The 23,753-nt window shown below is 43.6% G+C and carries 15 protein-coding genes; 6 read left to right on the top strand and 9 right to left on the bottom strand.

The features are described 5' to 3' along the window. Positions 1–60 precede the first annotated feature (60 nt). The 9 genes from DXA54_RS15525 to DXA54_RS15485 form a co-directional block, all read right to left on the bottom strand. Positions 61–1,389, bottom strand: a complete 1,329-nt coding sequence (locus tag DXA54_RS15525) for an MFS transporter (RefSeq protein ID WP_008998021.1) — start codon at positions 1,387–1,389, stop codon at positions 61–63. Positions 1,390–1,490: 101 nt separating this feature from the next. Then, positions 1,491–3,242, bottom strand: coding sequence for a RagB/SusD family nutrient uptake outer membrane protein (locus DXA54_RS15520; RefSeq protein ID WP_008642871.1), 1,752 nt, complete (start codon positions 3,240–3,242; stop codon positions 1,491–1,493). A gap of 22 nt (positions 3,243–3,264) precedes the next feature. After that, on the bottom strand, positions 3,265–6,807 hold the full coding sequence (locus DXA54_RS15515; RefSeq protein ID WP_120079982.1) for a TonB-dependent receptor: 3,543 nt from the start codon (positions 6,805–6,807) through the stop codon (positions 3,265–3,267). Between the two features lie 23 nt (positions 6,808–6,830). Next, positions 6,831–7,817: a FecR family protein gene (locus DXA54_RS15510; protein WP_004312646.1), complete on the bottom strand. Its 987-nt coding sequence runs from the start codon at positions 7,815–7,817 to the stop codon at positions 6,831–6,833. A gap of 123 nt (positions 7,818–7,940) precedes the next feature. Then, positions 7,941–9,023: an SGNH/GDSL hydrolase family protein gene (locus DXA54_RS15505; protein WP_004312647.1), complete on the bottom strand. Its 1,083-nt coding sequence runs from the start codon at positions 9,021–9,023 to the stop codon at positions 7,941–7,943. A 39-nt stretch (positions 9,024–9,062) separates the two neighbouring features. Next, the gene (locus DXA54_RS15500) at positions 9,063–10,001 is read right to left on the bottom strand and encodes a glycerophosphodiester phosphodiesterase family protein (RefSeq protein WP_008020125.1); all 939 of its coding nucleotides are present in this window, start codon (positions 9,999–10,001) and stop codon (positions 9,063–9,065) included. A gap of 13 nt (positions 10,002–10,014) precedes the next feature. Then, positions 10,015–10,896, bottom strand: coding sequence for a PL29 family lyase N-terminal domain-containing protein (locus DXA54_RS15495; protein WP_008642877.1), 882 nt, complete (start codon positions 10,894–10,896; stop codon positions 10,015–10,017). A gap of 12 nt (positions 10,897–10,908) precedes the next feature. Continuing rightward, positions 10,909–13,329, bottom strand: coding sequence for a PL29 family lyase N-terminal domain-containing protein (locus tag DXA54_RS15490; RefSeq protein WP_225739704.1), 2,421 nt, complete (start codon positions 13,327–13,329; stop codon positions 10,909–10,911). 30 nt (positions 13,330–13,359) lie between these two features. Continuing rightward, positions 13,360–16,704 (bottom strand): PL29 family lyase N-terminal domain-containing protein, encoded by a 3,345-nt coding sequence (locus tag DXA54_RS15485; RefSeq protein WP_120079980.1) that lies wholly within the window; start codon positions 16,702–16,704, stop codon positions 13,360–13,362. A gap of 417 nt (positions 16,705–17,121) precedes the next feature. Between DXA54_RS15485 and DXA54_RS15480 the strand changes: the two genes are divergently transcribed. From DXA54_RS15480 to DXA54_RS15455, 6 genes are all read left to right on the top strand, one after another. Then, the gene (locus tag DXA54_RS15480) at positions 17,122–18,063 is read left to right on the top strand and encodes a helix-turn-helix domain-containing protein (protein WP_117892651.1); all 942 of its coding nucleotides are present in this window, start codon (positions 17,122–17,124) and stop codon (positions 18,061–18,063) included. Positions 18,064–18,196: 133 nt separating this feature from the next. Next, positions 18,197–19,315, top strand: a complete 1,119-nt coding sequence (locus DXA54_RS15475; RefSeq protein WP_087395221.1) for a tyrosine-type recombinase/integrase — start codon at positions 18,197–18,199, stop codon at positions 19,313–19,315. A gap of 258 nt (positions 19,316–19,573) precedes the next feature. Beyond that, entirely contained in the window at positions 19,574–20,395 is an 822-nt protein-coding gene (locus tag DXA54_RS15470; protein WP_120080004.1) for a transposase, read from the top strand. 197 nt (positions 20,396–20,592) lie between these two features. Continuing rightward, the gene (locus DXA54_RS15465; RefSeq protein WP_087395202.1) at positions 20,593–20,967 is read left to right on the top strand and encodes a helix-turn-helix domain-containing protein; all 375 of its coding nucleotides are present in this window, start codon (positions 20,593–20,595) and stop codon (positions 20,965–20,967) included. Between the two features lie 5 nt (positions 20,968–20,972). Beyond that, on the top strand, positions 20,973–22,103 hold the full coding sequence (locus DXA54_RS15460; protein ID WP_117892648.1) for an AAA family ATPase: 1,131 nt from the start codon (positions 20,973–20,975) through the stop codon (positions 22,101–22,103). A 437-nt stretch (positions 22,104–22,540) separates the two neighbouring features. Next, on the top strand, positions 22,541–23,653 hold the full coding sequence (locus tag DXA54_RS15455) for a DUF6371 domain-containing protein (RefSeq protein ID WP_117892660.1): 1,113 nt from the start codon (positions 22,541–22,543) through the stop codon (positions 23,651–23,653). Positions 23,654–23,753: the final 100 nt, after the last annotated feature.

Below are 23,753 nucleotides of genomic sequence, written 5' to 3'. Positions count from 1 at the left end.
CGAAATAAATTCATATGAGGACGAAAAGAACTCACGTTTTTTATGATACTGACAGTTCTGTTAATCCTTTGATTTCACATTCCATACCAATAAAGCAAAAAAGACGGAGAGTAATGCGGCTCCGATCCAAAAAATATTGATATAAGAAAAGTCATAGATTTCTTTGCCATCGACAATGCTTTTATGCCCTCCTATGAGAATACCGCTCATAATATCCTGTATACCTGCCCCGATGTAACTGGCAATACCTACGATTCCTAATGCTGCACCTGAAGCGTTCCGGGGAGCAATGTCAACTGCCATCAATCCGCCCAAGAAACAGAGGAGTACTCCGATCGCAGTACCGAACAGTACCATGGATAACGCGTCTACCCAAAAGTGGACACCCGGAACTAATAGAAACAGACAAAGTGCCATTACATTCATCAGACCGAAGATGAGTGCAGGAGCATTTCTGCGCCCACTGAAAAACTTGTCGGAGATGACACCGGAAAACATTGTACCGATAATTCCACAAACCGAACCGATAGAAATGATAAAACTGGCGTCCAGTGTAGAATATCCTTTCTGGGTTTCCAGATAGAAGACTCCCCAGCTGTTTACGGCATAGCGGCTGACGTACATCAATGCACTCGAAATGGCAAGTATCCAAATTGCGGGCATCATTAGAGCTTGCCGTTGTGCCTTGTTGAAATCGGCAGCATCACCTGTTTCACTTTGCATTTGTGGATGATTGACGGCAGGCAGCCCTTCACTTTCCGGAGAATCATGAAAGAATCTCCAGACGATTAATGCCCCGATTATTCCGATACTTCCGGCTCCAATGAAACCGTATCTCCATCCTAAAGCACTGACAATGGAGGCGACAATAATGAAAGTCATTGCTTCCCCGATGTTGTGGCTTGCCGACCAGAAGCCATAGAACGATCCCCGTTTCTTATTTTCAAACCAACGGGATAATCCGACTACGCAAGAAGCAGCCCCCATTGACTGAAACCATCCGCTGATTCCCCATAATATGGCGAATAGAATGAAAGAGTGGGTGAATCCTAGGCATAAGTTTGCCAGGGCTGTAATTAGCAGTCCGGTGGACATGAAACGCCTGATATTGCTGCGGTCTGCCAGAAATCCGTTAGTGAATTTTCCGATAGCATAGGTGAAAAATAACACTGCTCCGATAATACCGAGCTCTGTTTCTGAAAAGATTCCTTCTTCAACAATCGGTTTCTTTACTACATTCAGGCTTAGCCGACAGACATAATAAATACCATATCCGGCTGTGGCGGAAAGAAAGGTAGCCCACTGCAATCTTTTAAGTTTTTTCTTGTCTTTTTTAAGAGGAGTCGCAGGAGTGCTGATGTGATAAAATTTGATAAGTTGTTTTAACATGGTGGTAGGATTTGATAGCCTAGTGAAAGGCGATAGTAATGGGAAGGTGTATCGATTATCTTCCGATACACCTTCTGATGAAGAAATAAATAAAGAGTTAGTTAGTAGCTTAGTCCATCTTCCCAACCCGGATTTTGGGTTAGAATGCCTTGTGTAAGTACGCGCTGGTCAGCAGGGATAGGCCATAAGTAGTCTCTTTCCTCTTTCCAGTCTTTGCCATAAGTAACTTTGGGGAATCCGATAATATAACCGGATGTTCCGTTGGAGAGATAGATATCCTTATCCAGTTTCTTTTTATTATCACATTGGGAGGTCGCTGTGGTTTCGTAGATTTCCAGATCAGGCTTCCCGTCACCATCCATATCGTATGTTCCTACTCCGGGAACATAAATACCGTAGTAAGGTACGTAATGATTGAACATTTGTTTACCTTCTTTCCAACGGAATAAATCCCATTGTCTCAACCCTTCCATTACTAGTTCAATTGTACGTTCGCGACGGATTTCGAGAATGACGCCCTTATTCGTTCCCTGCTCAACATTCGGATAGCAAGCTGCCAGATAAGGATCAGGGTTACTGTTGGCATCCGTAAGATTCAGATCCGGCATTTTAGCCCGTTCTCGAATTTTATTGATAGAGATATCCAGGTCTTCTTGTTTGAGTGTTCCCAGTTCGGCTTTGGCTTCGGCATAATTCAGGTAGACTTCCGCTGCTCGCATCAAAGGCCAATCGGAGGTACTTTTAGCGGCTCCGTCATGATCTTTGGTACCTACAAATTTGATAGGTCTGTAGCCGCAATAAGCAGTTAAGTCATTGGCGGTCACGGTTGTTTCTCCTTTTTGGATATAGTTCGGACAAAGTACGGTTTGTTGCAGGCGTGGATCGCGGTTTTTCACCTCGTCTGTGTAAAACATTGTTTCATATCCTTGTTTATCAGTGAAACGTGTTCCGTCCGCCATCAGGTAGTGATTCATAAACCGGCGGGTAAATCCCATTTGCAGGTTAGCGATGCTGAATTGTACGGAGTGTGATAATTGCAAACCTTCGAAGTTATAAGCTCTTGCCAGTACGACTTCTGTGGTTTTGGCGTTGTCGGCACAGAACATATCTCTGTAAGGTTCCGTTCCTTCTTTATACAGGCTGAAGCCGCTTTCGTCAATAAACTGCCGGGCAGTGCTTGCTGCAATTTCCAGGTATTTCTCATAATTATCCAGTCCATGGTATTTCCGATAAGTCCCTTCATAAAGTGCAGCTTGACTGGCAAATGCCAATGCCGCCCATTTAGTGACTCTTGTGTTCCGAGTGTCTGTGCTTTTAGTTGGTAAGCTGGTGGCGGCATCTTCGAAATCTTTGAGGACCCGATCCATCACAAATTCGCGTGAATCTCTGGCTTTAGCCAGTAATTCCTGATCTTCCGAACCTAATACCTGATCATACCAGGGCACGTCTCCATAACGACGTACCTTTACGAAATAGAAATAAGCTCTGAAGAACTGTGCCACACCGTTATATTGGCTGCGGGCGGTTTCATCATCACAATTGGAGGAATGTTGCAGAAAATAATTGATGTGACGGAGTTTGCTCCATGACCATCCGGTTTCGCTAGCAGCCGAACGGGTACCTTCAATCACCTGTCCCATGCCTTTGTCAATCATATCGTCTGCATTTGTACCGGCTGAAGCGTCCGGTTCATCCAGCAAAGTATAAAATTGATTGGTCCATAACTCCAGGTCGGATTTATTTTGAAAGTAATTCTCCGGTGTCACTGCATTTTCCGGTAGGAGTGTCAGGTCGCAACTACTGAACAGGGTTGTCACCATTCCCAGGATAATTATTTTGTTGATAGCTTTCATACTATATCTGATTAATCATTAATTAAAAAGTAATATCTACTCCAACAGTATAAACACGTGGATAAGCATATCCCGAACCTGTGTTGGATGAGTAAGTGCTACTAGAGATAGCCAATTCCGGATCAATGGTTTTATTATGCTTCTTCAGAGGCGACCAATAGTATAGATTCTCTCCTGAAACATAAACACGGACTTTTTCGAAAAAACGCTTGTTGATGGGCAGGGTATATCCGATAGAGAGGTTCTTGAAACGCAGATAAGCAATGTTCTGTATATATCGGTCATTGACTGTTCCGAGTGAACCTCCGGAGTAGGATTGATAACCTCTGATGCGTGGGAAGAAGGCATTTCTGTTATCTTCTGTCCAACAGTCTTCCGGGAATGACTTTTCTATAAATGAGGTAGAAGGGAAAGAGTAGGGGCCCCAGAAAGAATTCGCTCCTTGTGAACTGGAACTGGAGGACGGATACCAGTCTCTTTTACCGATCCCTTGAAAGAAAGCAGATACGTCAAAACCATTCCAGCTTGCATCCAGGCGGAAAGAATAGTTGTATCTTGGAGTCGTATTTCCGATGATCCGTTTGTCGCCCGGGTCATCTACGGTTCCTGCTCCTGCTCCGATCACGTTGTCTCCATTCAAGTCGGCAAAGCGTACATCACCGGCACGTAGATAACCGTCTACTTTACTACTGTAAACACGTCCGTTCACGGCTTTGTCATTAATCTTTGCCTGATATTCCGCAGCTTCTTTGTCTGTTTTAAACAATCCGTCTACATGGTATCCCCAGATTTCTCCCATTTTCTTTCCTACATAGTGGTCGGAAATCAGTTTGTCCGGGTTGTTGTATTTGGTGATTGTGCGCTGGTAATCTCCCAAGGTAGCTTGTATCCCATATCGGAAAGGCTTGTTGGCTACTTTGAACGAATCGTTCCATGAAACAGATAATTCCCATCCGTTTGTCCGTAAGTCAGCGCAATTGGCTTTTGGGGTAGAAGCACCGTATACATCCGGTAAAGTCAATGAGGTGGTCAGCATATCCGTTGTTTTACGGACGTAATAGTCGGCACTCATACTTAGACGGTTTCTAAGGAATGACATATCCAATCCGACATTGTATGTTGTAACAGTTTCCCAGGTCAGCCCGGAAGAGATTGGATTGGAAATTTTCGCATAGTATGCTTTTCCTTCTCCATCAAAGGTATAACTGAATTGGTTATCGGAAGTGATTGTTTGCAGATAAGCGTAATAATCTACTTGTTGGTTACCCAGACTGCCGACAGAAGCACGTAATTTTAAACTGCTCCACCAGTCACTTACAGGTTTGAAGAAGTTTTCTTCAGAAATTCTCCACCCTGCTGATACCGAGGGGAATATTCCCCATCTGTCTCCTTCTGCAAATCGGGAAGAACCATCAGCACGGCAGGATACCTCAAGCAAGTATTTGCCCATGTAGTCATAGTTGATACGCCCAAAGAAACCAAGAGTCTTATAGGCACTGATATCTTGTGATACGGTAAGCACACTTTCGGGTGTTACTGCCGAAAAGGAGTCGAGGTTATCATTGGACAAGTTGGTCATGGAAGTATCTTTGTTGACATTACGGTAAGTCTCATACTGACTACCTGCCACCACTTTAAGATTATGTTTCTTTGCCCATGAATGTTCAAAAGTAGCATAGTAATTCAGCATATGAGTGACGGGGAAAGATTCGTCTTCTTCATAGTTGTTAAAGATACTTCCGGAAGTGAATGTCTGTGTCACTCCCTGACTACGTGAATATTCAAATGAGTTGTTGCGATAGCGATACAGCTGTTTTCTTTGCTGATAACTGTAATTGGCAGTCAAAGTCAATCCTTCCAGTAAAGTAATATCAATCTGGTTGACTACAGACAAGAGTGTTCTGGATTTGGTGTTATGCCCTCTTTGAGATGTCAGATAGCCACCGTCGCCGGCTCCGAGAGGGGAGTTGGCATAAAGTTGGTTTGTATATTGCACAATTGTTCCGTCAGGATTGAAAGGCACGAATGACGGACTGATATTCGATTCCAGACGAGCAATGGTCATTGCATAATTGGAAGTTCCGTTATATCTGTAATTGTTGTTGTCCAATCCGATATTTGTCGACCATTTTATCCATTTATTCAGTTGGGCATCCATCTTGGCACGGAATGAGTAATCTTTATAGAGGTCTTTATCAATGTTGAACATACCATACTGCTGATAGTAGCGTCCACTGATATAATAATTCACCTTCTCGCCACCTCCGGTGATGGAAACGTTATGTTCCATCTGTGGGCGGGTGCGATTGTAGAAGTGTCCATACCAATCTGTATTTCCATAATAATAGTACTTCCCGTCTTCTCCGATTTCTACCCAGGGGCGTTCAGGATTCTCAGTCATATCATTCCTGCGGTCGTAGAGCTTCTGGAGTTCTTCATCTTCATACAAATACATATTCACACCATTGTATGCATGGTAGAACTTGTTGGCGAAAGTTACATAATCATACCCGGTACGGATAAAATCAGTGGGAGTCGTATTCTGTGTCCATCCGAAACGACCGTTATAGGAAATTTTGGCTTTTCCTTTTGTTGCGGCACTTCCCGATTTAGTGGTAATAAGTACCACACCAGCCGATGCTTTTGCTCCATAAATGGCACATGAAGATGCATCTTTCAATACAGAAATCGATTCGATATCATTTGCATTGACTTGATTTAGCGGTACTTCTACACCATCACACAATACTAACGGCGTGCCACCGTTGACAGAGATACCTCCACGAATGTTTAATGAATACCCTGACTCGGGCGAGCCTGTACCAAAAGTAAGATTTACAGATGGATCGGCTCCCTGCAATGCATTGGCAGCAGACACTACCGGGCGGTTGTTCAGGTCTTTACTAGAGATGGTGGAAACGGCACCTGTCAGGTTACTTCTGCGTTGACTACCGTAGCCTACTACGACTACCTCGTCAATCATCAGGCTGGAAGGAATCAGGCGGATGGTCTTGGTCTGATTGTCTTTTACATTGACTGTTGCCATTTCATAACCTACGTACGAAATTTCGATTGTTGAGGGTATGAAAGCTTCTAAAGAAAACTTTCCATCCAGATCGGTAATTGCTCCTTGTGCGGTTTCTTTGTTCATCACTGAAGCGCCTATAACAGGATTACCTTCTTCGTCATAAACAATACCGGTAATCGTCTGTTTCTTTTTCTCACCGGGCTTTTGCTGACTGGTATCTGACTTTTTACTGATAATGATACTATGCCCGTTGATGGCGTAGCTAACATTCTGTCCCACAAAAATCTGATCCAAAACGGCCTTAATAGGCGCATTAGTGGCATTGACTGACACTTTTTTACTCATGTTGATCTCTGCGGATTTGATCACAACAGAATAATTTTTGGTCTTATGTAAAGCTTCTATTGCTTCTTTTACAGTAACATTCTTTAATTGTAAGGTTATGTCTTGTGCTAGAATGGGTTGAGAGAAAAATATCATCACACAAGCAAACCAGATCGTTGATATATATTTTTTATAAATATTAGTTTGCTTCATATCAGGTTATACTACTGCTAATTTTATGGAGCTGCAGAAGTAATCAAGATTACTCCCTGACTCCGGGTTATGGACATTTGTCCGTCTGTATTGAGATTGGATAAAATCTCATCGAGAGTTTCCCCGTTAGTGAAGTAAGCAATGTAAGTGCTGTCACCTAGCTTTTGATCTAATATGATGATTCTGGTATCGAAATAATATTCCAGTTCCTTCACAATATCATTAAGGGGAAGATTACTGAAATAGAATCCTTCGTTTTTGGCCGGACACTTGTACAGATTGGCAAGGAATGTATCGCGGACAATCTTCTGTGAAGTTCGGTTATACTGAATCATTTCTCCTTTCTTCAAAATCTCATTAGGATGAGTTGGAGTTTTGAACAGTACCGAACCTTCTACGAGCGCGACTTCTACTGTCTCGATATTCTCGTAGGCACGGAGATTGAACTTTGTACCCAGCACCTGCACATGGACGTCACCAGCAGAAATGATAAAAGGCTTGTCTGGATCCTTTGCCACATCGGCAAAGAGTTCTCCACTGACAAAGATTTCTCTTTTATTTTCTGTGAAATCGGAAGGGTAAATTACTCGCGTGCCTGAATTGACATGGAGCGTCGTTCCATCCGAAAGAGTGAGTGTCTGATGCATACCGTGTGGTACGGTGATATCATTCCAGTGTGTATTTGCCTTCTTGTCAAGAAGTAAATATCCGGCTAAAAATAAGAGTGGTATAAAAAGGACGGCTGCCACACGCTGCATCCAGCGGATTGAACGCTGAAGTCCCGGGCGTGGTGTGCGGACCTGTTGGGGTTGAGTTGCTTTTTGAAATTTCTCAAAAGCTTTTTGAGATAACTCATGATTCTCCATTTGAATTTCAGAGATAATCTCACGGAAACTCTGGTCCACTAGGCTATTGTCATTTTCTGTCAACCACTTTTGGATTTCTATTTCTTCCTCGTGAGAACACTTATCATAGAAATAATCTTTTAATATGTCATTAGTTATCTTCATAGCGTATTTGTTTAAAGTACAAAAATGCATTTTTTTTCTTTATCAATGAGTATATTATGTTGATTATTTCTGAATAAGATATTCTATTTGGGATAGATTTGTATTTTTAATCTGATCTCATATTCATAAGCACTTGTTTTTATTTAGTATTTCGATTATTTTTTTCTCTAAATTCTTAGCCCAAAAGTAGTAGCCGAGGTCAGACGGATGGGTTCCGTCGGTACAGGTATCCCTGTTTTCGGGAGATGGCAACGGATTGCCTATCAGGTAGATATTCGGATATTTCCGGATGATCTCTTTCATAAGAGTTTCTACTATTTCCAGTTTGTCACTCTCCCTGGCTCGAATCAAGGTGTTAAATGCTTCATTGCCCCGTTGAATAGTTTGTACGAATATCAGAGGAGTCTTAGGGTGTTTGGCTACAATGATATCTACAAATGCTTGTAAACGTTCCTTGATTTGCATTGCGTCGGGGTTGGAAAACACATCAAATACAAAAGCATCGGCTTCGGTGGCTGCTATCACTTCCGCAAAATAAGACTGAAGTTTGGCATTGCCACTGAATCCTAAATTGCAGACATGTAAGTTTGTATTACGCTCTATTTGCAGCGGATAACTCATCCCCGGACGACTTGCTCCAATACCTTGCGTAAAACTGGAACCGAAGAATACGACTTTTTGCCCAAAAGGATTCGGGATCGTTTCGATTGAAGATCCCGGCTGAATGCCTATCTTCAGAGATTCGAGTTCGCTGTACATCGGCAGGTAAAGCAGACATTCTTTTTCCTTTGGCTCCATACCATACATCAGTGTGAATGCTTCGTTCCGTTTAGCAGGAGCTAGCGAATTGGCATATATCCATTCATTATTCTGTCTGATATAGAGGTCGAAGCCGGCAGCTGCTATTCCTGTTACATTATCTTTCCTGTATTCCCATTTATACGAGGGAAGCAGGTCAATCTGGGGTGAGTTGGTCCTGAAAACAACCGCTAATCCTGCTGAACATCTGGCTTGCTGGTTTTCTGATTTTGAAAATCCCTTGAAAGCTACCGTATCTATACGGTGATATAGATGTGGGGTAGGCAAGGCTTTTCCTACAAGGGTCAGTTGGGAGGCATCTACATAGCGGATGTCTTTTATACTTTGTCCCCATAGGATAGTCGGTGCCAAAAGCGAAGCCAAAAGGAGCAATCTGAAATTTCTCATGTTTTCTTATCTGGTAAATAGAATAATTACTTTCGGGGATTAATTGTGCCGTCCGATTTTCTTCAGGTAGCTGATTAATAACTCCGGTCGGTCGGTTTGTATGATGGATGTGCCGAGATCTAATACCTTTTGGTAAACTTCTGCCCCATGTTCAAAAGCATAGTCATCGTACATACCTGCTTCTTCACCTCCGCAGAGTGAGGCCCAAAGAGTATTTACCCAGATTTTAGAACCTTGTGCAAGTATATCCTTCATGCATTTTTTTACTTCCGAAGTTTCTTGCTGCCAGCATACTTCATATGCTAGAGGAATGATTTTCTTGTCCATATATTGACGGAACAAATCTTGTCCGCTTGGTTTGTTGATATCAATAATGGGCATGTACATCATGGCGTGTTTATACTTCTTAGCTTGTGCATCTACAAAATCAACCGACTTTTTACCTTTAATCAAGATTTGTTCTGTGACTCCCAATTCTTCTGTGATAGCCATTACCAAATCATAATATTGGTACCCTTGGTCTATGTTAACCACTATACGGTCTTTGCAGACGGCCAATGCTTCTTTTAAGGTCGGCATCTTGTATTTAGTGGGGCAGTTATGACCTGTTTTCAGGAAACAGCTTTTGATATAGTCGTAAGTTACGTCGCTGACTCTGCCTTTTCCTGTGGTAGTCCGGTCGATAGTACCGTCGTGACAAAGGACAAGTACACTGTCTGCTGTTAGTTTCAGGTCTAGTTCCATGACATCAACTCCCATGCGGATAATCGATTCGATGGCAGGGATGGAGTTCTCCGGATAATCCCGCCAGTCTCCCCGGTGGGATACTACCACTACATAGTCTGTTTTCGGATTGTGAATGGCTTCTACTATCTTTTGCGCATGTGTCTTGTCCGGAGCGACAGGAGTGACTGCAAAAGTGCCTAGAGTCAGCAACAGAAGAAGTCCGGTGAATAAGATTCTTTTTTTCATATTCATATCATTTTAAGGATTAATTTTTTTTGAATAAAAGAGGACGAAGTACAAGATGCTGAAGATCGTAAGCTGTGATGATCACATGACCTTCATCAAAATTGTTTTCGAATATTACAGTAAGGGTATGAGTCTCTTTGTCGATTGTTGCTTTTACGTTCACCGCTTGGGCAATAGTGACTAATGCTTCTTCTGCAGATGCTCCCGTTACTTCATATTCAATTTTTAGGGGACTGGAAAGATCGGTTATTTTTGTAACAGCATTTGCTTTTAACCTGAGATTCAGAGAACTGAACACTTCCAGTGTGAGTGTTTCCCCATTACCCAATGTGATTTTGAGATATCCCTCATCAGTCTTGGTAATATTTTTAAAAATGGCCGTCTCGTCGGTTGTAGCTGTAATAGGAGTCCCCTTGTTATCCTTGAGTATCTCACCATTGACTGTCCAGTAACCGTCGGCATTTACCCCCATTTCGGGGGTATAGCCACAGACGGGTACTTTTTTTTCGGTATCATCTGTGAGCCAGTTTGTCTCATTGCCAATAGTGGTGGTCCAGTAATACAACTGGTCGTCATCGTTGAGGCGTACACCGAGTATAGGGGCTTCTATTACATCTTCCTGGGTTGCTACAACAACTGCTTTTTCTTCATTATTGTTGTCTTTATAGGTAATAACATATTGCCCGTCCGAGTTTCGGGAAACAGAGGTAATTACATTTCCTTCCGTCAAATATCCCAGTTTTGAGATATCTTCATTGAGTTTATCCGCTTTGGTTTGAAGGGCGGCTATTCGCTCTTTGAAATCATTGAGCTTATTCTGAATCGAAGAGTCATCATAATCCCCACAACTGGTGAGCAGGAGGGAAAAAAGCACCGAACAGACAAAATATATTCTTTTCATATCTTGTGTCTTTTAGAAATTAATACTAGGATCGAAATTTTGGTTTGCATGACAAAATGCATTCTGGTTAGTGGCATCTGGTGCAGAAGTAGGATCGTCCTTATACTTGCTGTAATCACCGACATAGCCTCCACATACACAAGCCTTGCAATTGGTCCAGGTTGCAGTGGAAGCACCAGAATAACCACATAACCAGCCCGGACCATGTCTGTTGGTCCCATTTCCTTCGGTGAATACATCTCCCAAAACAGCACCTTTGTTTACGCAACCGATAATCTGTATGTTAGAGTGACCGATGATGCCTCCTGTGCGGACACTTAGGTGAGTCATGACATTTCCGTAATTCGTGCAGGACTCTACTGTATATTCCGGTTTGGTTTTCAGGTCGTCTGTACCTCCTACAATTCCACCCATACGTTTGTAATTGTAGGTCACACTCGCTTCTTTGCCTTCATGTTGCCCTACTTTGTCATCTTCAATGGTTCCTCTGTTGTCACAGTTGTAAATGTTACCATACATTAGTGTTGCTACAATTCCGCCCGTTCTTCCGCTCGGACAACTGATATCGCCATAGTTGGTGCAGTAATTCAATTTTCCTCCTTCTGCTTTAGCCATGAAGGCGCAGATTCCGGCTGTCTGCATACCTGTACCGCCATTAGCTGTATTGCTGATGCGTCCTGTACGGACAAATCCTCTGTTGGAACAACCTTGTGCTTTGGATTCTCCTCCAATGGTTGTGTTGGCAATTGTACCTACCAGGCCGGAAAGTGCGTTAAATTCTCCGGATTTATTATCGGCTGTGAAGTCGATATTATAATAGTTGGTACAGCCCTCTATTACCGATTTTTTGGCGAAGCAGACAAGAGGAGCTATGACAGTATATTTAGATGCTGTTCCGCTCATCATCCAAGTTATAGTGGTACTGGCATCTCCTAAAACTAAATTTTTGATTGTCGCATTTTCTATCGAACCGAATAAACCATACGCCAATCCACCATTTGTTATATCTGCACTACAATTCAGGTTCTTGATAGCATGGCCTTGTCCGTTGAAAGTTCCAGTAAACGGATGTATGGAAACATAGGGTTCGGCCGTAGTATAGTTGGAAGCATCTATATCACCGATAGGTGTCCAACTGGTCACGGATGACATATCAATATCATTCAACAATACTATCTCTCCGGCGTCATTCTGCCAGCGGGAGGTACTTGTTCCGTTATTTACGGCTTTTGCAAAATTAACTAGATCGGCAGCAGTACTGATTCCTCCTTTAGCTTCCACTTCTTTAGCTTCTTGTATCACATCGATACTTGAAGATATATTATACAGCGAATTAGAGAATATTATTTTCCCGGAACGTTCGTCACCCGTTTCATTAGCCAGAATGGTGAAGGCATGTGTGGTTGTAATTAATGCACGGGTTCCTTTGTAAGTGATCCACTCGTTTTCTGTACTGACCTGATAGAATATGTTGGCAGATATCTGCATTTCTATGTCCATTTGGGTGCCTTTGAGTTGGATAGGACCTACATGACCTTGGTATAGTGGATCGTCCAGAATTGCGGTACCGTATGTGAAGTATATCGGTTTCAATACGGTATTATTTCCTGCACTTGCCAGCAACAGAATATTTCCTTCAGTCGCTCCTTCTTTCATGGTAGCGATGAGGGTGGAAGAGGCTTTATCTATTTTGACTTCCATATTGTAGGCAGTAAACAAGTCTACATATGCATTTTCCGATTGGGTACCATATATTTCATATGGAATACTAACCGGAGTAGCATAGTCTGTTACTGCATTGTAAACCGGACTGTTGAACCGGATACCGAGTGCCTCTTGTAAACTCATACGCAATTCCTGACCGTCTGCCAGAATAAATACGGCTTCTCCTGTTTTATCATCTATATAAGCCGATTTGAATAACAGATTACTTAAATCATTGGCTAATACACCGGTGCTGGCGCCATTCACACTCCAATAACCGTTCTCGTTTATTTTAACGTCAGGCATCGTTCCGCCTATCGGAAATTTCTTTCCGTCACCGTCGAGAATGAATGTATAAGTCTTCCCTTTATCAGTCGTCTGCGCCCAATAGAATTTACTGTCAGTATCCTGTTTGGCCGTGATGATAGGAAGTTTGATGGCATCTTCTTGAGTAGCGATCGTAACGGTGTGGGTTTCCCCACCACCGTCACTGTAAGATATTACGTGGTTGCCATCGGCATCCTGACTGATTAAAGTGATAAACGAACTCCCGATCACTTTAGACAGTGAAGTCATTTGCTTGGTCAATGTTTCGGCTTGAGCTTCATAATCTCCGATCGTCTTTTCTATTTCGTTGAGGTCCTGCCAGATTCGTTCGTCGTCGTAAGAACTGCAACTTCCCAGAAAACAGGCAGATATAAATAATGATATACTTATAAACTTTTTCATATATTCAGTGATTAACATTCGTTTGATTCATTATTCGAGTACTCTGACATGCAGATAGTTCATACAACTTCTCTCACCTTTCGTATCCGACACGTGATTGATTACTTTTCCGATACCATTCTCATAAGTCCACATTACTGTAGAGCCTCCCCCATCGAAACGGATTACATCATATAATCCCAACTTTTTGCAAACACGGTAAGCTTCGTAGAAATCAAGTCCTCTGTCACTATCTGTCCTTCCGTCTACACAGAAAATAACAATCTTTGATTTATCCTGTGTCATACCGAGATTGGTGGTCGGGTTGATTGTCTCTGCATCTTCTTTTTTAGGAGGTGCAGAGTATACGCCATTATATACATAGCGGTACATACTGGAGTTGTGTACTTTGATTGGATTAGTAGAACTGCCTATTTTAAGTTCGGCACTGATTTGTACTTTATCACCGGTTTTTAGGTTTTGAACTAGTTCGTCAGCTTTGTCTCCTGTTACTTGCAGTACCCATTCATTTTTATCTGTTACGTATGGGGCTTCTACTGTAGTGCCTCGTCCGTCAATGATTTTAGTAATTGTGGCTTCAAAATCACCAGAGTTAACCTTTAGCGGTTGGTTGTTCTTGCCGATGATAAATAGGGCTTTAGTTCCTATCGGGTTAGTTAATCCGGGATGGGGCTCTTTTACATACCTGAAGGTGTACAAGTTTGCATCGTATGATGGTTTTCCACTCAAACGGACAATAGTATCATTGACTGAATAATATTCATATTCCTTGGTACCAACTTTCAGTTTGCCTGTGAAATCTCTTTTTTCGAAGCTAACCGTACGGTTGTCAAAGAAGGTGAATCCCCAGACATGATTAGTTAAGATAGAACGTACATACGGGTTATTGATGAATACCGGTTCTCCTTCTTCAATATGCATTCCTCTGGGGAAGCCGTCATGTGAATTGAAGAAGCCGGTATTTATACCTACAATAATGTTTCTTCCTTCATCTCTTCGTCTGGTACAAGTCTCCGATAAGGTTTCGCGGAGGACTTTACCATTATTTGAATTATTATTACCATTCGGGTTTGGGCAAATTTCGTCTGCCATGACTGTCTCGAATGTAACTTTGGGGTTGTTCATGTCAATTTCAATAGCATAGATATTTTGATTGAAATTGATAAAGGAGTAGTGTTTGTACACAATACCTGATGCTAGTTCACGGTCCTCGGTCACCTGCCAGTCATAGTATGCCTCATCCTGGTTAGAGAAATTATTGGCTTCTTTGGAGAAAGCTCCGTGACGGACAGCGTTACTGTAAGTTGCTCCCGGAGTATCTTCCGGATTATTTTTGTAAATACTGTAATCTCCAACTTTACCTCCGATATGACAATCTGTGATATAGTTCGTACCGTTTTTGGTGCCACTATAACCACAGGCCCATCCGGCACCATGTTTGTTGGCTCCATCAGCAGTTGCATCGGACAAGATGATTCCATTGTTTGTACACGATTGAACAAATCCGGCATTGTGTCCGACAAATCCACCTGCACGACTTCCGTTTTGGGAATAGACATTTCCGTTGTTAATACAATTTTTGAGGTATTTATCTGTATTTATACCTCCTGCAAGTCCGCCGATGCGTTTCACATTATATCGTTTGGAAGTTGAAGCAAAAACACCATTCACGTCATCTTGAATGACTCCTTCGTTAGTGCTGTTTTCAATAATTCCTTCCTGTAGAGTTCCTGCAATTCCACCACCACGCCCGGAAGGTGCACTGATATTTCCTTTGTTAATTGCGTAGCCGATATAAGCCTCATCATTTTCTATATATCCCGCAATACCTCCTTGGTTGAAAGCTGAATAGGCACCGGAAGCAGTGTTGACTATGTTGCTGCACGTCAGGTTACCTTCGTTGCTGCAACCGTTTGCTTGTGTTGTGTCGCCTATTTTATTTCCGTATAATACACCTGCTAAACCTCCCATTCGAACACCTACATTAGCAGCGTCTGTTCCTTCAAAAGATAGATTTATTTGGTTGGTACATGCCAGTATGCTTCCCTCACAATAGCCTACTAAGCCGCCAATAGCAGCTCCTTGCGGAGCTTTACCTGTAATGGTGGCATTACCCGAAATCACTAAATTCCTGATGACACCGGAACTGCCGAGTGCATTGAATAATCCATGGGCAATATTGCCGTCTTCAAGATTATATGTAAAAGTCAGATTAATAACTGAATGTCCTTTACCATCAAATACATCGTTAAAGGTTTGCTCGCCGATTGTATAAACCACTTTTGTATTGGCGTTGGTCGTATTGCTTGTTACATTACTTCCTGCACCGCTCGTCAACGTGATATCTTTCATATCAATATCGTTCAACAGAATAACGTTTCCTTCCGTATCTTTGAATTTACGCAAACTACTTCCACTGGTCACAGCATCTATAAATGCTTTGAAGTCTGTTGCAGTAGCAATGCCTCCGTTTTCAATGATAGGCAAAGTGAAGCGCATCGGTTTGATCAGTACGTTATCTTCAGTGTCATAAAGCATAATCATTGTTACCCCTTCTTCGAAATCATCAGCGAAGGTGACGACCAATGTTTTATTACTACTATTTAACCTGGCTTCTAATCCATCGTCGTTGCGTGTGATGAGCATCAATGCTTGTGCTGCCTTTTTCCCAATGATATTATAATTTAAGGTAAGGTTTTTTGTTCCTTCCTCTATAATAATAGGAGAAATGGCAGTCTGATCTGTATTTTTAAACTCCACATTAAATAGTGTAAAGGTATTGACCGATAGAGTTTCTCCGTTGCCTAGAGTAATTGAAGCAGTTCCGTTATCGTTCATTTCCACTTTAGTAATAAGTGAAGTTGTTTTTCCTTCAGCTTTAATCGGCTTTTGGTTGCTGTCTAGAATTTGCTGGCCGTTAATAATCCAATATCCATTCTCATCCACTCGTATTTGAGGGGCGCTACCTGATACCGGTATTTTTTGTTTGTTGGCATCCAGCAGGAAAGTCGTTTGACCTTTGGTGGTAGTAGTCCAATAATATGTTCCGGCTTCTTCTTGTATTCCGATAATCGGACTGGAAATCATTTGGTCAGTGGTAGCAATGGTGAAACTATGCTCAATATTGTCACTTCCTTTATAAGAAATGACATAACCACCGTTAGCAGCTTCTGTGACAGAGGTGATGGCTCCTCCTTTCACAATCTGGCTCAACGCATTCGCTTGCAGTTGTAAACTGTTTAGCTTCTCTTTCAGTTGATCGAGATCTTTGTAGATTCCATCAATGTCCTTCCAGGCAGCCGAGTCATCATAGTCATCGGTGCAACTGCCAATCACGGGCATGAGTAGCAGGAATAAAAGTAGAAAATTTCTCATGTTCTTTAAATAAATTGATTCAATGGTTAATAGCGCGCTATGTGTGATTCGTTTCTATAATGTATTTAGAACCTCATAATAACCCAAAATAACCAGAAACATCTAAGCATAAATCTTTAATATTCAATATATTCTAAAAATTAACAGTTTTCGACTGCTTTTTGATGCTTCCCAAATTTCCACTTATTTTTGAGCCATATTTCTGACGTGGAGAATTTGCGGAGCTTATTTTTTGTTATACCGTACAGTGAGTTGTCAAGGGTTTACAACCATTTACAATGAGTGACAATTTCCTCCCCGATATGTAGCAACAGTCATATCGTGTAGAAATGCGACAACGGTTGACTTCCGTTTACATCCGTTTACCACTTCATGAATATATCAATAAAGAAGCTAACAAGTAAACGATAGAGCAGTATGAAAACAACGAAAAAATGCATTTTTTGTGGCAAGCCGTTTGCAACTCGGAGCGGGATGCAAAGGTATTGCAGCGAGACCTGCCAGACGGAAGCCAAGCGAGCCAGAACAGCGCAGAAGAACAACCTCTTCAAAATTGCCAGTCCTATTATGGAGATACAGCACCAGGAGTATCTCACCTTTTCCAAAGCAGCCATCCTCATGGGCTGTTCCCGGCAATACATTTACAAACTGGTAGCCACCGGTAAGTTGAAAGCCTCACGCCTCAGCAATCGCATGTCATTCATCCGTAAGGCTGACATTGAGCGAATGTTGGAAGGCAATCCCTATCACCGTATTCTCCCGGGCAGCACCTCCAGACCGAAACAATCCACTTCATCTTTCTTGCTTGCCAAAAAAGAAAAGAGGGAACATAAGGCTGATGAAGTGCTTGACTTCTATTCTGGCGAGGAAGTGATGTCCCTTTTTAAGGTAAAGCGGTCATGGCTGTACACTTCTGCAAAGCGTAACCATATCCCCATTTGTCGCATAGCTGGGAAGAACTATTACAGCAAGAAGCATATTGACGACTTCTTTGGTGTGTCTGTCGATATAAGCAGGATAACAGACTGGCTCCTGACGGAGGAAGCGGAAAACCTGTTTGGAATGAAGCCCTCTGCACTCCGGGCATACGTTTACCGCCACAAGATACCCACCAAAAGAGAATACGGACGTACCTATTATTCCAAATCTCATTTGGACGAACTCCGTAGAACCGACCTTGTGAACGATGAACGCTATTGTACGGTAGAGCAGGTTCAGCAAATTTACGGGCTTTCATCCGCCAACATCTGCCACATCGTCAAAACAAAGCACATTGAAAAGATAAAGGTGGGTGTGAAGAACCTGCTCCTGCGTTCTGATGTAGAACGTGTCATGGCAGAGAGGAACAACCAACCGTGAACACTCCGTATCATCGGATAATTATTTCAAAATGATTGTCGTGAGAATACTCACGATTGTTTCACGTTATTCCTTTGCACTGAAAACACGGGACATTCCCGAAAATGTACAACCTATTAAAACCATCACCCATATGAGTAAATGTAAGACAGTTACCTTGCGCAAGCGCAAGATTAAGAACGGAACACAGTATTCACTATGTCTGGACTATTATCCCGGCTATCGTGACAATACCACCATGAAGGTGATTACCCGTGAAGCCCTTGGGATTTACATCTTCGCCAGACCCGCCAACCAGCAGGAGCGTGATTTCAATACACGCATGATGAAAAAGGCGGAAATACTGCGCAACCGACGTTATGAAGCTATCTTCAACGAGAACAACGGCTTCTTTGACAAAGCTAAAATGAAAGGCAATTTCCTCGCCTACTTCAAAGAACTGGCAGACAGGAAAAACACCAAGTGGCAGCATGTATATAAACACTTCGAACGTTTCGTGAACGGCAAATGCACCTTCGAAGAAGTGGATGTGGACTTGTGTCGCAAGTTCATGGAGTATCTGCTTGATGCCCCACAATCCGTTCATACCGGACAGAAGTTGCATGTCAATTCTGCTGCGGGTTACTGGTCTGCTTTCCGTGCCGTTCTCCATACCGCTTACCGTGACAGGAAGATTAAGGAGAACCCAAACGGATTCTTAGACCGCATAGAGAGCATCCCAACCATGAGAGAGCATTTGAGTCAGGAGGAACTGATACGGCTTGCCGAAACTCCCTGTGAAGAGGAAGTTTTGAAAAGGGCGTTCCTTTTCGGCTGCCTGACCGGACTGAGGAAAAGCGACATCAAACAACTTACCTGGCAGCAGATACAGCCGTACACCAACGGCAAGATGTTCGTTACCACCCGTATGCAGAAAACAAAGCAGATTGTACACAACCCCATCAGCGACGAAGCCTACAGGCTGCTTGGAGAGCGGCATGACGGACTTATCTTTGACGGATTCAAGGACAAAATGCTGCAAGGACCGTTGAAACGGTGGCTCCTTGCGGCAGGCATAACCAAGAAGATAACCTTCCACTGCACCCGACATTCATTTGGAAGTCTGCATGTGGAAATGGGTACGGACATGACTGTTATCCAAGCCTGTCTGGGACATAAGAACATAACTACCACACAGATTTATTCCAAGATGGCTGCGCAGCAGATGTGTGAAGTTGTTGACAAGATAACCTTGAAACGCAAGGAGGTTTAAGGCATATTAAACAGTCTCCGGTTCATTGATGGAGGGTACGGTCAAGCGTAAAGACGACAACCGTACCCTCCATTTTTCCAGTATTCCGCTAATACTAACTCTGGAATATGAAAACCGGATATGATTTAGGATTTTTGGTGAAAAACGATGAAAAAAAGCCCTCCAGCCGCAAGGAATGGAAAATATTCGGAAGAATACTATTATTTTTGCAAGGAAGGAGAACAGAATCGAGTAATAACCAGAAACAAAGACATGAATATGGAACCGTCCATCAAAGACAAATATATCATTTTAGGCTTCATCTTCGTAGCCATCTGTATGATTTCTTTTTTTATCACGATAATCATCGCAGCAAGTTTCAACCAGGACAATTTTGTAAGGCTGATAGTCTTCGTGTGCAGTAACCTTCTCGGATGGCTGCTGTATCTCTCTTTTCAGACAGTTATCTTCGATACATACGAAATCTACAGAATCAAGTTCGGCAAAAAGGAGATGAAAGAGATTACTACGGAAACCGTAGCCTTGCAGGAAGAAGAACCGCAGAATACAATAGAACCAGTAACGCAGATAGCGGAAGAGGCAAGCTCCGATGCACACCCCATAGAGCTGAATATCGACCCGAAGCGTCACGAAGAAATCCGTTCAAGTTATAAAGATGAGCAGGACAAGGAAAATGAGAGACGCATCCGCATGGTAGTGGAGTATATACATTTCTACATGCCCCGTATCGCAGACGAGGAGACAGTGAACCATGTCTGCAATGAGGTGAGCAACTGGATGAACAAGAACAACTACAAGCCGAAGCCGATAAAAAGGCGGCTGACACAGGACATCTCCAATATTCCGCTCCGTCATTTCATATGGAACATAGCGGAGCGTTGCATGTACAAGAGATATTATAATGGGGATAACCGTGCCCGTTTCGTCAAAGAGCTTTTCCCACGCGAGTTTTCCGAAACGGATATAGCGACCATCAAGAACTTCAAGGTTGACCCGTTAAAGTCCCCGATTCCCATTGACGAACCCGAAGACGGTAAACCGGATTTCCATTATCCGAATGGTTACTTGCGAAAAGAGTAAGAATCATCCCGTCTTTGAGCAATAACGACAAGTAGCCGACACTACTTAACAGCCTGTTTAATAGCATTTCCCGAATAACATTACCCATCGTTCACGGTTGGGCATCGTTATTTGGGAATTATTTTTTCGTGGAGGTATTCACGACCCTATCATTGCAGTCCTTTGCGGCAAGTCTTACAAAAGAGACGAATCGCAATATGGAAAGAACCAATCTGACTTTCAACGACCTCCCAGAGGTTGTGGCTCGGCTTCTGGACGAAGTCATGAGCCTGAAAAGCCTGCTCACCGAGCAGCACAGTGTGAACCATGCCAAGGCGGTGGACACCCATGTCCCCATGTCGGTAGATGAAGCGGCAGAGTACCTGGGAATACCCAAAGGAACGCTCTACATGAAGCTCTCGGATGGAAGTATTCCTGCCACTAAACCCGGCAAGCGCTATTGCCTTTACCGGGACGAACTTGACAAGTGGCTGGAATCCTCCCGGAAGAATCCGGTACCATTGTCCGACGAGGAACTGAATGAATCCATTTCCTCCTCACACCGCCGTAAACCCACCCAACGTAACTGGTAAGCGTTATGGAAGAGGACAAGAATTATATCAGTCTGATACAGGGCGACCTTGCAAGGGCTTCCCAGGTGCAGACCGGCATGCCGGAAAGTGTAGGCATGATGACCATCAAGACAGCCAACCTAACTATTCTTGAAGCGTCACAGCAACCTGCACCCCGTGCACTGTGGAAGAGTTTCTGGTATGAGGGCGAATTGTCCTGCCTCTTTGCGGACTCCAATGTTGGTAAGTCCATACTTGCCGTGCAGATAGCCGACCGTATCGCCCGGACAGACATTGTCCTGTATCTGGATTTTGAGCTGTCTGAAAAACAGTTCCAGCTTCGCTATACCGACAGACATGGCAGGCTGCATACCTTTCCCGACAAACTGTACCGGGTATCAATAGACTGCAACTCCCTGTTGGATGCCAACTTTGAGGAAGCCATTATTGGCAGCATCGAACAGATGGCATTGCAAACCGGATGTAGGATTTTCATCGTAGATAATCTTACCTACCTGTGCTGTGCTATTGAGAAAGGTGATGCAGCGGGACGGCTGATGATACACCTAAATAATCTCAAAAAGAGGTACGGACTGTCAATCCTTGTACTGGCACACACTCCCAAGCGTTCCATGGAGTGCCCCATCACATCCAACGACCTTGCAGGAAGCAAGCGGCTCTACAATTTCTTTGACAGCGTATTCGCCATCGGAAAGAGTGCCCTTGACGGGGGACTTCGCTATGTGAAGCAGCTCAAGGTGCGTTATGGCACCTTCTCCCATGATGCGGACAATGTGATCATCTATGAGATTGAAAAGGTGGATGCTTTCCTGCAATTTGTTCCCAGGGGCTTTTCTACAGAAAAGGAACATTTGAAACGGCTTGGCGACAACGAATCAAGCCAAAGGGACTTCCAGATTCTGCACCTTGCCCAATCCGGAAAATCTGTACGAGAGATAGCCTCGCAAGTGAACTGCGGCAAATCAACCGTCAGCCGGATAATCCAGCGCAGCAAAAATGGCAGCCATACAGATGAACTGAGTGTCCCACCGTCCCGTCCCATAGGGAAAAGGGACAATGGGACAGATAGGACAGCCAACGAAGTAAGACAGACGGAACTGCTTGCAGGACAAGGAAACGGGGAGGACAAGGCATGAACAAGTGGCCTGCACATACCTGTTTAAAGAGGAATGGTTCCACTTGCCGGATAAATGACCGTGCAAGCAGAAGCCGTTTTTACTGTTCTGTTTCAAAGTGTCCCACTGTCCCGGTCTTCATACCCGGGACAGTGGGACAGCATGGGACAGACGATACCCGACCAAGCAGATTTCGGAAAACCATCAAAGGTGATTTTGTAAAGAACTCCAAAAGGATTTTATATAAAGTAATGACAGTCAGTAGAGTGGCTACAGATGAAAATAGCAAGTCACCTGCCTTTCACTTGACAATTCCAAAACAAAAGGACTGTGAGAGCAGAGATTGTCCCAAGTGTCCCGAAGTGTCCCATCGTCCCAATCCTTGGAAGGACGGGACGTGGGACAGCGGGACAAGACGTGGCAGCAATAAAAATCAACCAACAGAATTGACATTAGGTATGGTAAACTATTCGTTACAGAAATACAAAGGGACTGCAACACGGCATACCTGCCCGAATTGCGGTGACAGACATTCTTTCGCCTACTATGTGGACGATAGCGGTGTACCGTTGCATCCGTCCGTAGGCAGGTGCAACCATGAAAGCAGTTGCGGTTATCATTATACTCCCAAGGAGTATTTCCACGACCGCCCTGAATGTCGTACCGCCAAGAGTTTTTCTTTTGACAAGAATAAAACAGAAAGGAAAACCGGACAGGCATTCCGGCAGACGGTTACAGGTTACATATCGCCACAGTATGTGGAAAGGTCGCAAAGCGTGCATAGTAACTTCTTCCGCTTCATTTCCTCTCTCCTTGGCTCTTATTACGGCAGCAAGGCAAAGGAAGTATTGAGGCGGTTGCTGGAAGAGTACCGCCTTGGAGCTACTCGGGACGGTGCTGTCATTTTCTGGCAGATTGACCGGGAAAACAAGGTACATACAGGCAAGGTGATGCAGTACAATCCAGAGAACGGACACCGTATCAAGGGAGGAGAAGCATTGGCAGTGGACTGGATACACAGCAAACTGAAAAGGCAACGGGTATTGCCGGAAGAGTGGCAGCTATCCCAGTGCCTCTTCGGGGAACACCTGCTGAATGTCTATCCCGATAAGGTAGCTGTCTTGGTGGAATCCGAGAAAAGTGCAGTTATCGGCTCTGCCATATTTCCCGGTTATGTATGGCTGGCGGCAGGAGGCAAGAGTCAGATGAGAGAGGAAAAACTCCGTGTGCTGGCCGGACGAACCGTACTCCTCTTTCCCGATGCCGATGCTTATGCCGAATGGAAGCAGCGTGCCGAGTGCATGAGTTTCTGTAAAGTGATAGTGTCTGACCTTATAGAAAAGAACGCCACACCGGAGCAGAAAGCAGCCCATATTGACATAGCCGACTGGATTGTCTTCCAGATACGGGAAAGTAAAATAATGTGTACAACCAGCCATCTTGTAGAGGCGGAAAGAATCCTCAGGCGGATGATTGACAAGAACCCCGTTCTGCAAAAACTAATCAATGAACTTGACCTTGTATTGGTCGGTGCCGCCCCAATATGCAACGGTAGCGAAGACCCTCCATGACGGAGGAGAACGGAAGCCGGTGACACGGGATGCGGGAAGAAGTGCTTGCACTCTTATAGCCCACTATAACTACACGCTCCGCTTTCGTAGTTGTGGGCTC

It is taken from the genome of Bacteroides sp. OF03-11BH (genome assembly GCF_003604005.1).
Taxonomy (GTDB): domain Bacteria; phylum Bacteroidota; class Bacteroidia; order Bacteroidales; family Bacteroidaceae; genus Bacteroides; species Bacteroides ovatus.
Note: the sequence above shows the minus strand (reverse complement) of the source record. Positions and strands in the feature narration are given on the sequence as shown.

Coding starts and splice junctions, on each gene's coding strand:
- DXA54_RS15525 (WP_008998021.1), bottom strand. CDS start 1,389: ATGTTAAAACAACTTATCAAATTTTATCACATCAGCACTCCTGCGACT.
- DXA54_RS15520 (WP_008642871.1), bottom strand. CDS start 3,242: ATGAAAGCTATCAACAAAATAATTATCCTGGGAATGGTGACAACCCTG.
- DXA54_RS15515 (WP_120079982.1), bottom strand. CDS start 6,807: ATGAAGCAAACTAATATTTATAAAAAATATATATCAACGATCTGGTTT.
- DXA54_RS15510 (WP_004312646.1), bottom strand. CDS start 7,817: ATGAAGATAACTAATGACATATTAAAAGATTATTTCTATGATAAGTGT.
- DXA54_RS15505 (WP_004312647.1), bottom strand. CDS start 9,023: ATGAGAAATTTCAGATTGCTCCTTTTGGCTTCGCTTTTGGCACCGACT.
- DXA54_RS15500 (WP_008020125.1), bottom strand. CDS start 10,001: ATGAATATGAAAAAAAGAATCTTATTCACCGGACTTCTTCTGTTGCTG.
- DXA54_RS15495 (WP_008642877.1), bottom strand. CDS start 10,896: ATGAAAAGAATATATTTTGTCTGTTCGGTGCTTTTTTCCCTCCTGCTC.
- DXA54_RS15490 (WP_225739704.1), bottom strand. CDS start 13,329: ATGAAAAAGTTTATAAGTATATCATTATTTATATCTGCCTGTTTTCTG.
- DXA54_RS15485 (WP_120079980.1), bottom strand. CDS start 16,704: ATGAGAAATTTTCTACTTTTATTCCTGCTACTCATGCCCGTGATTGGC.
- DXA54_RS15480 (WP_117892651.1), top strand. CDS start 17,122: ATGAAAACAACGAAAAAATGCATTTTTTGTGGCAAGCCGTTTGCAACT.
- DXA54_RS15475 (WP_087395221.1), top strand. CDS start 18,197: ATGAGTAAATGTAAGACAGTTACCTTGCGCAAGCGCAAGATTAAGAAC.
- DXA54_RS15470 (WP_120080004.1), top strand. CDS start 19,574: ATGGAACCGTCCATCAAAGACAAATATATCATTTTAGGCTTCATCTTC.
- DXA54_RS15465 (WP_087395202.1), top strand. CDS start 20,593: ATGGAAAGAACCAATCTGACTTTCAACGACCTCCCAGAGGTTGTGGCT.
- DXA54_RS15460 (WP_117892648.1), top strand. CDS start 20,973: ATGGAAGAGGACAAGAATTATATCAGTCTGATACAGGGCGACCTTGCA.
- DXA54_RS15455 (WP_117892660.1), top strand. CDS start 22,541: ATGGTAAACTATTCGTTACAGAAATACAAAGGGACTGCAACACGGCAT.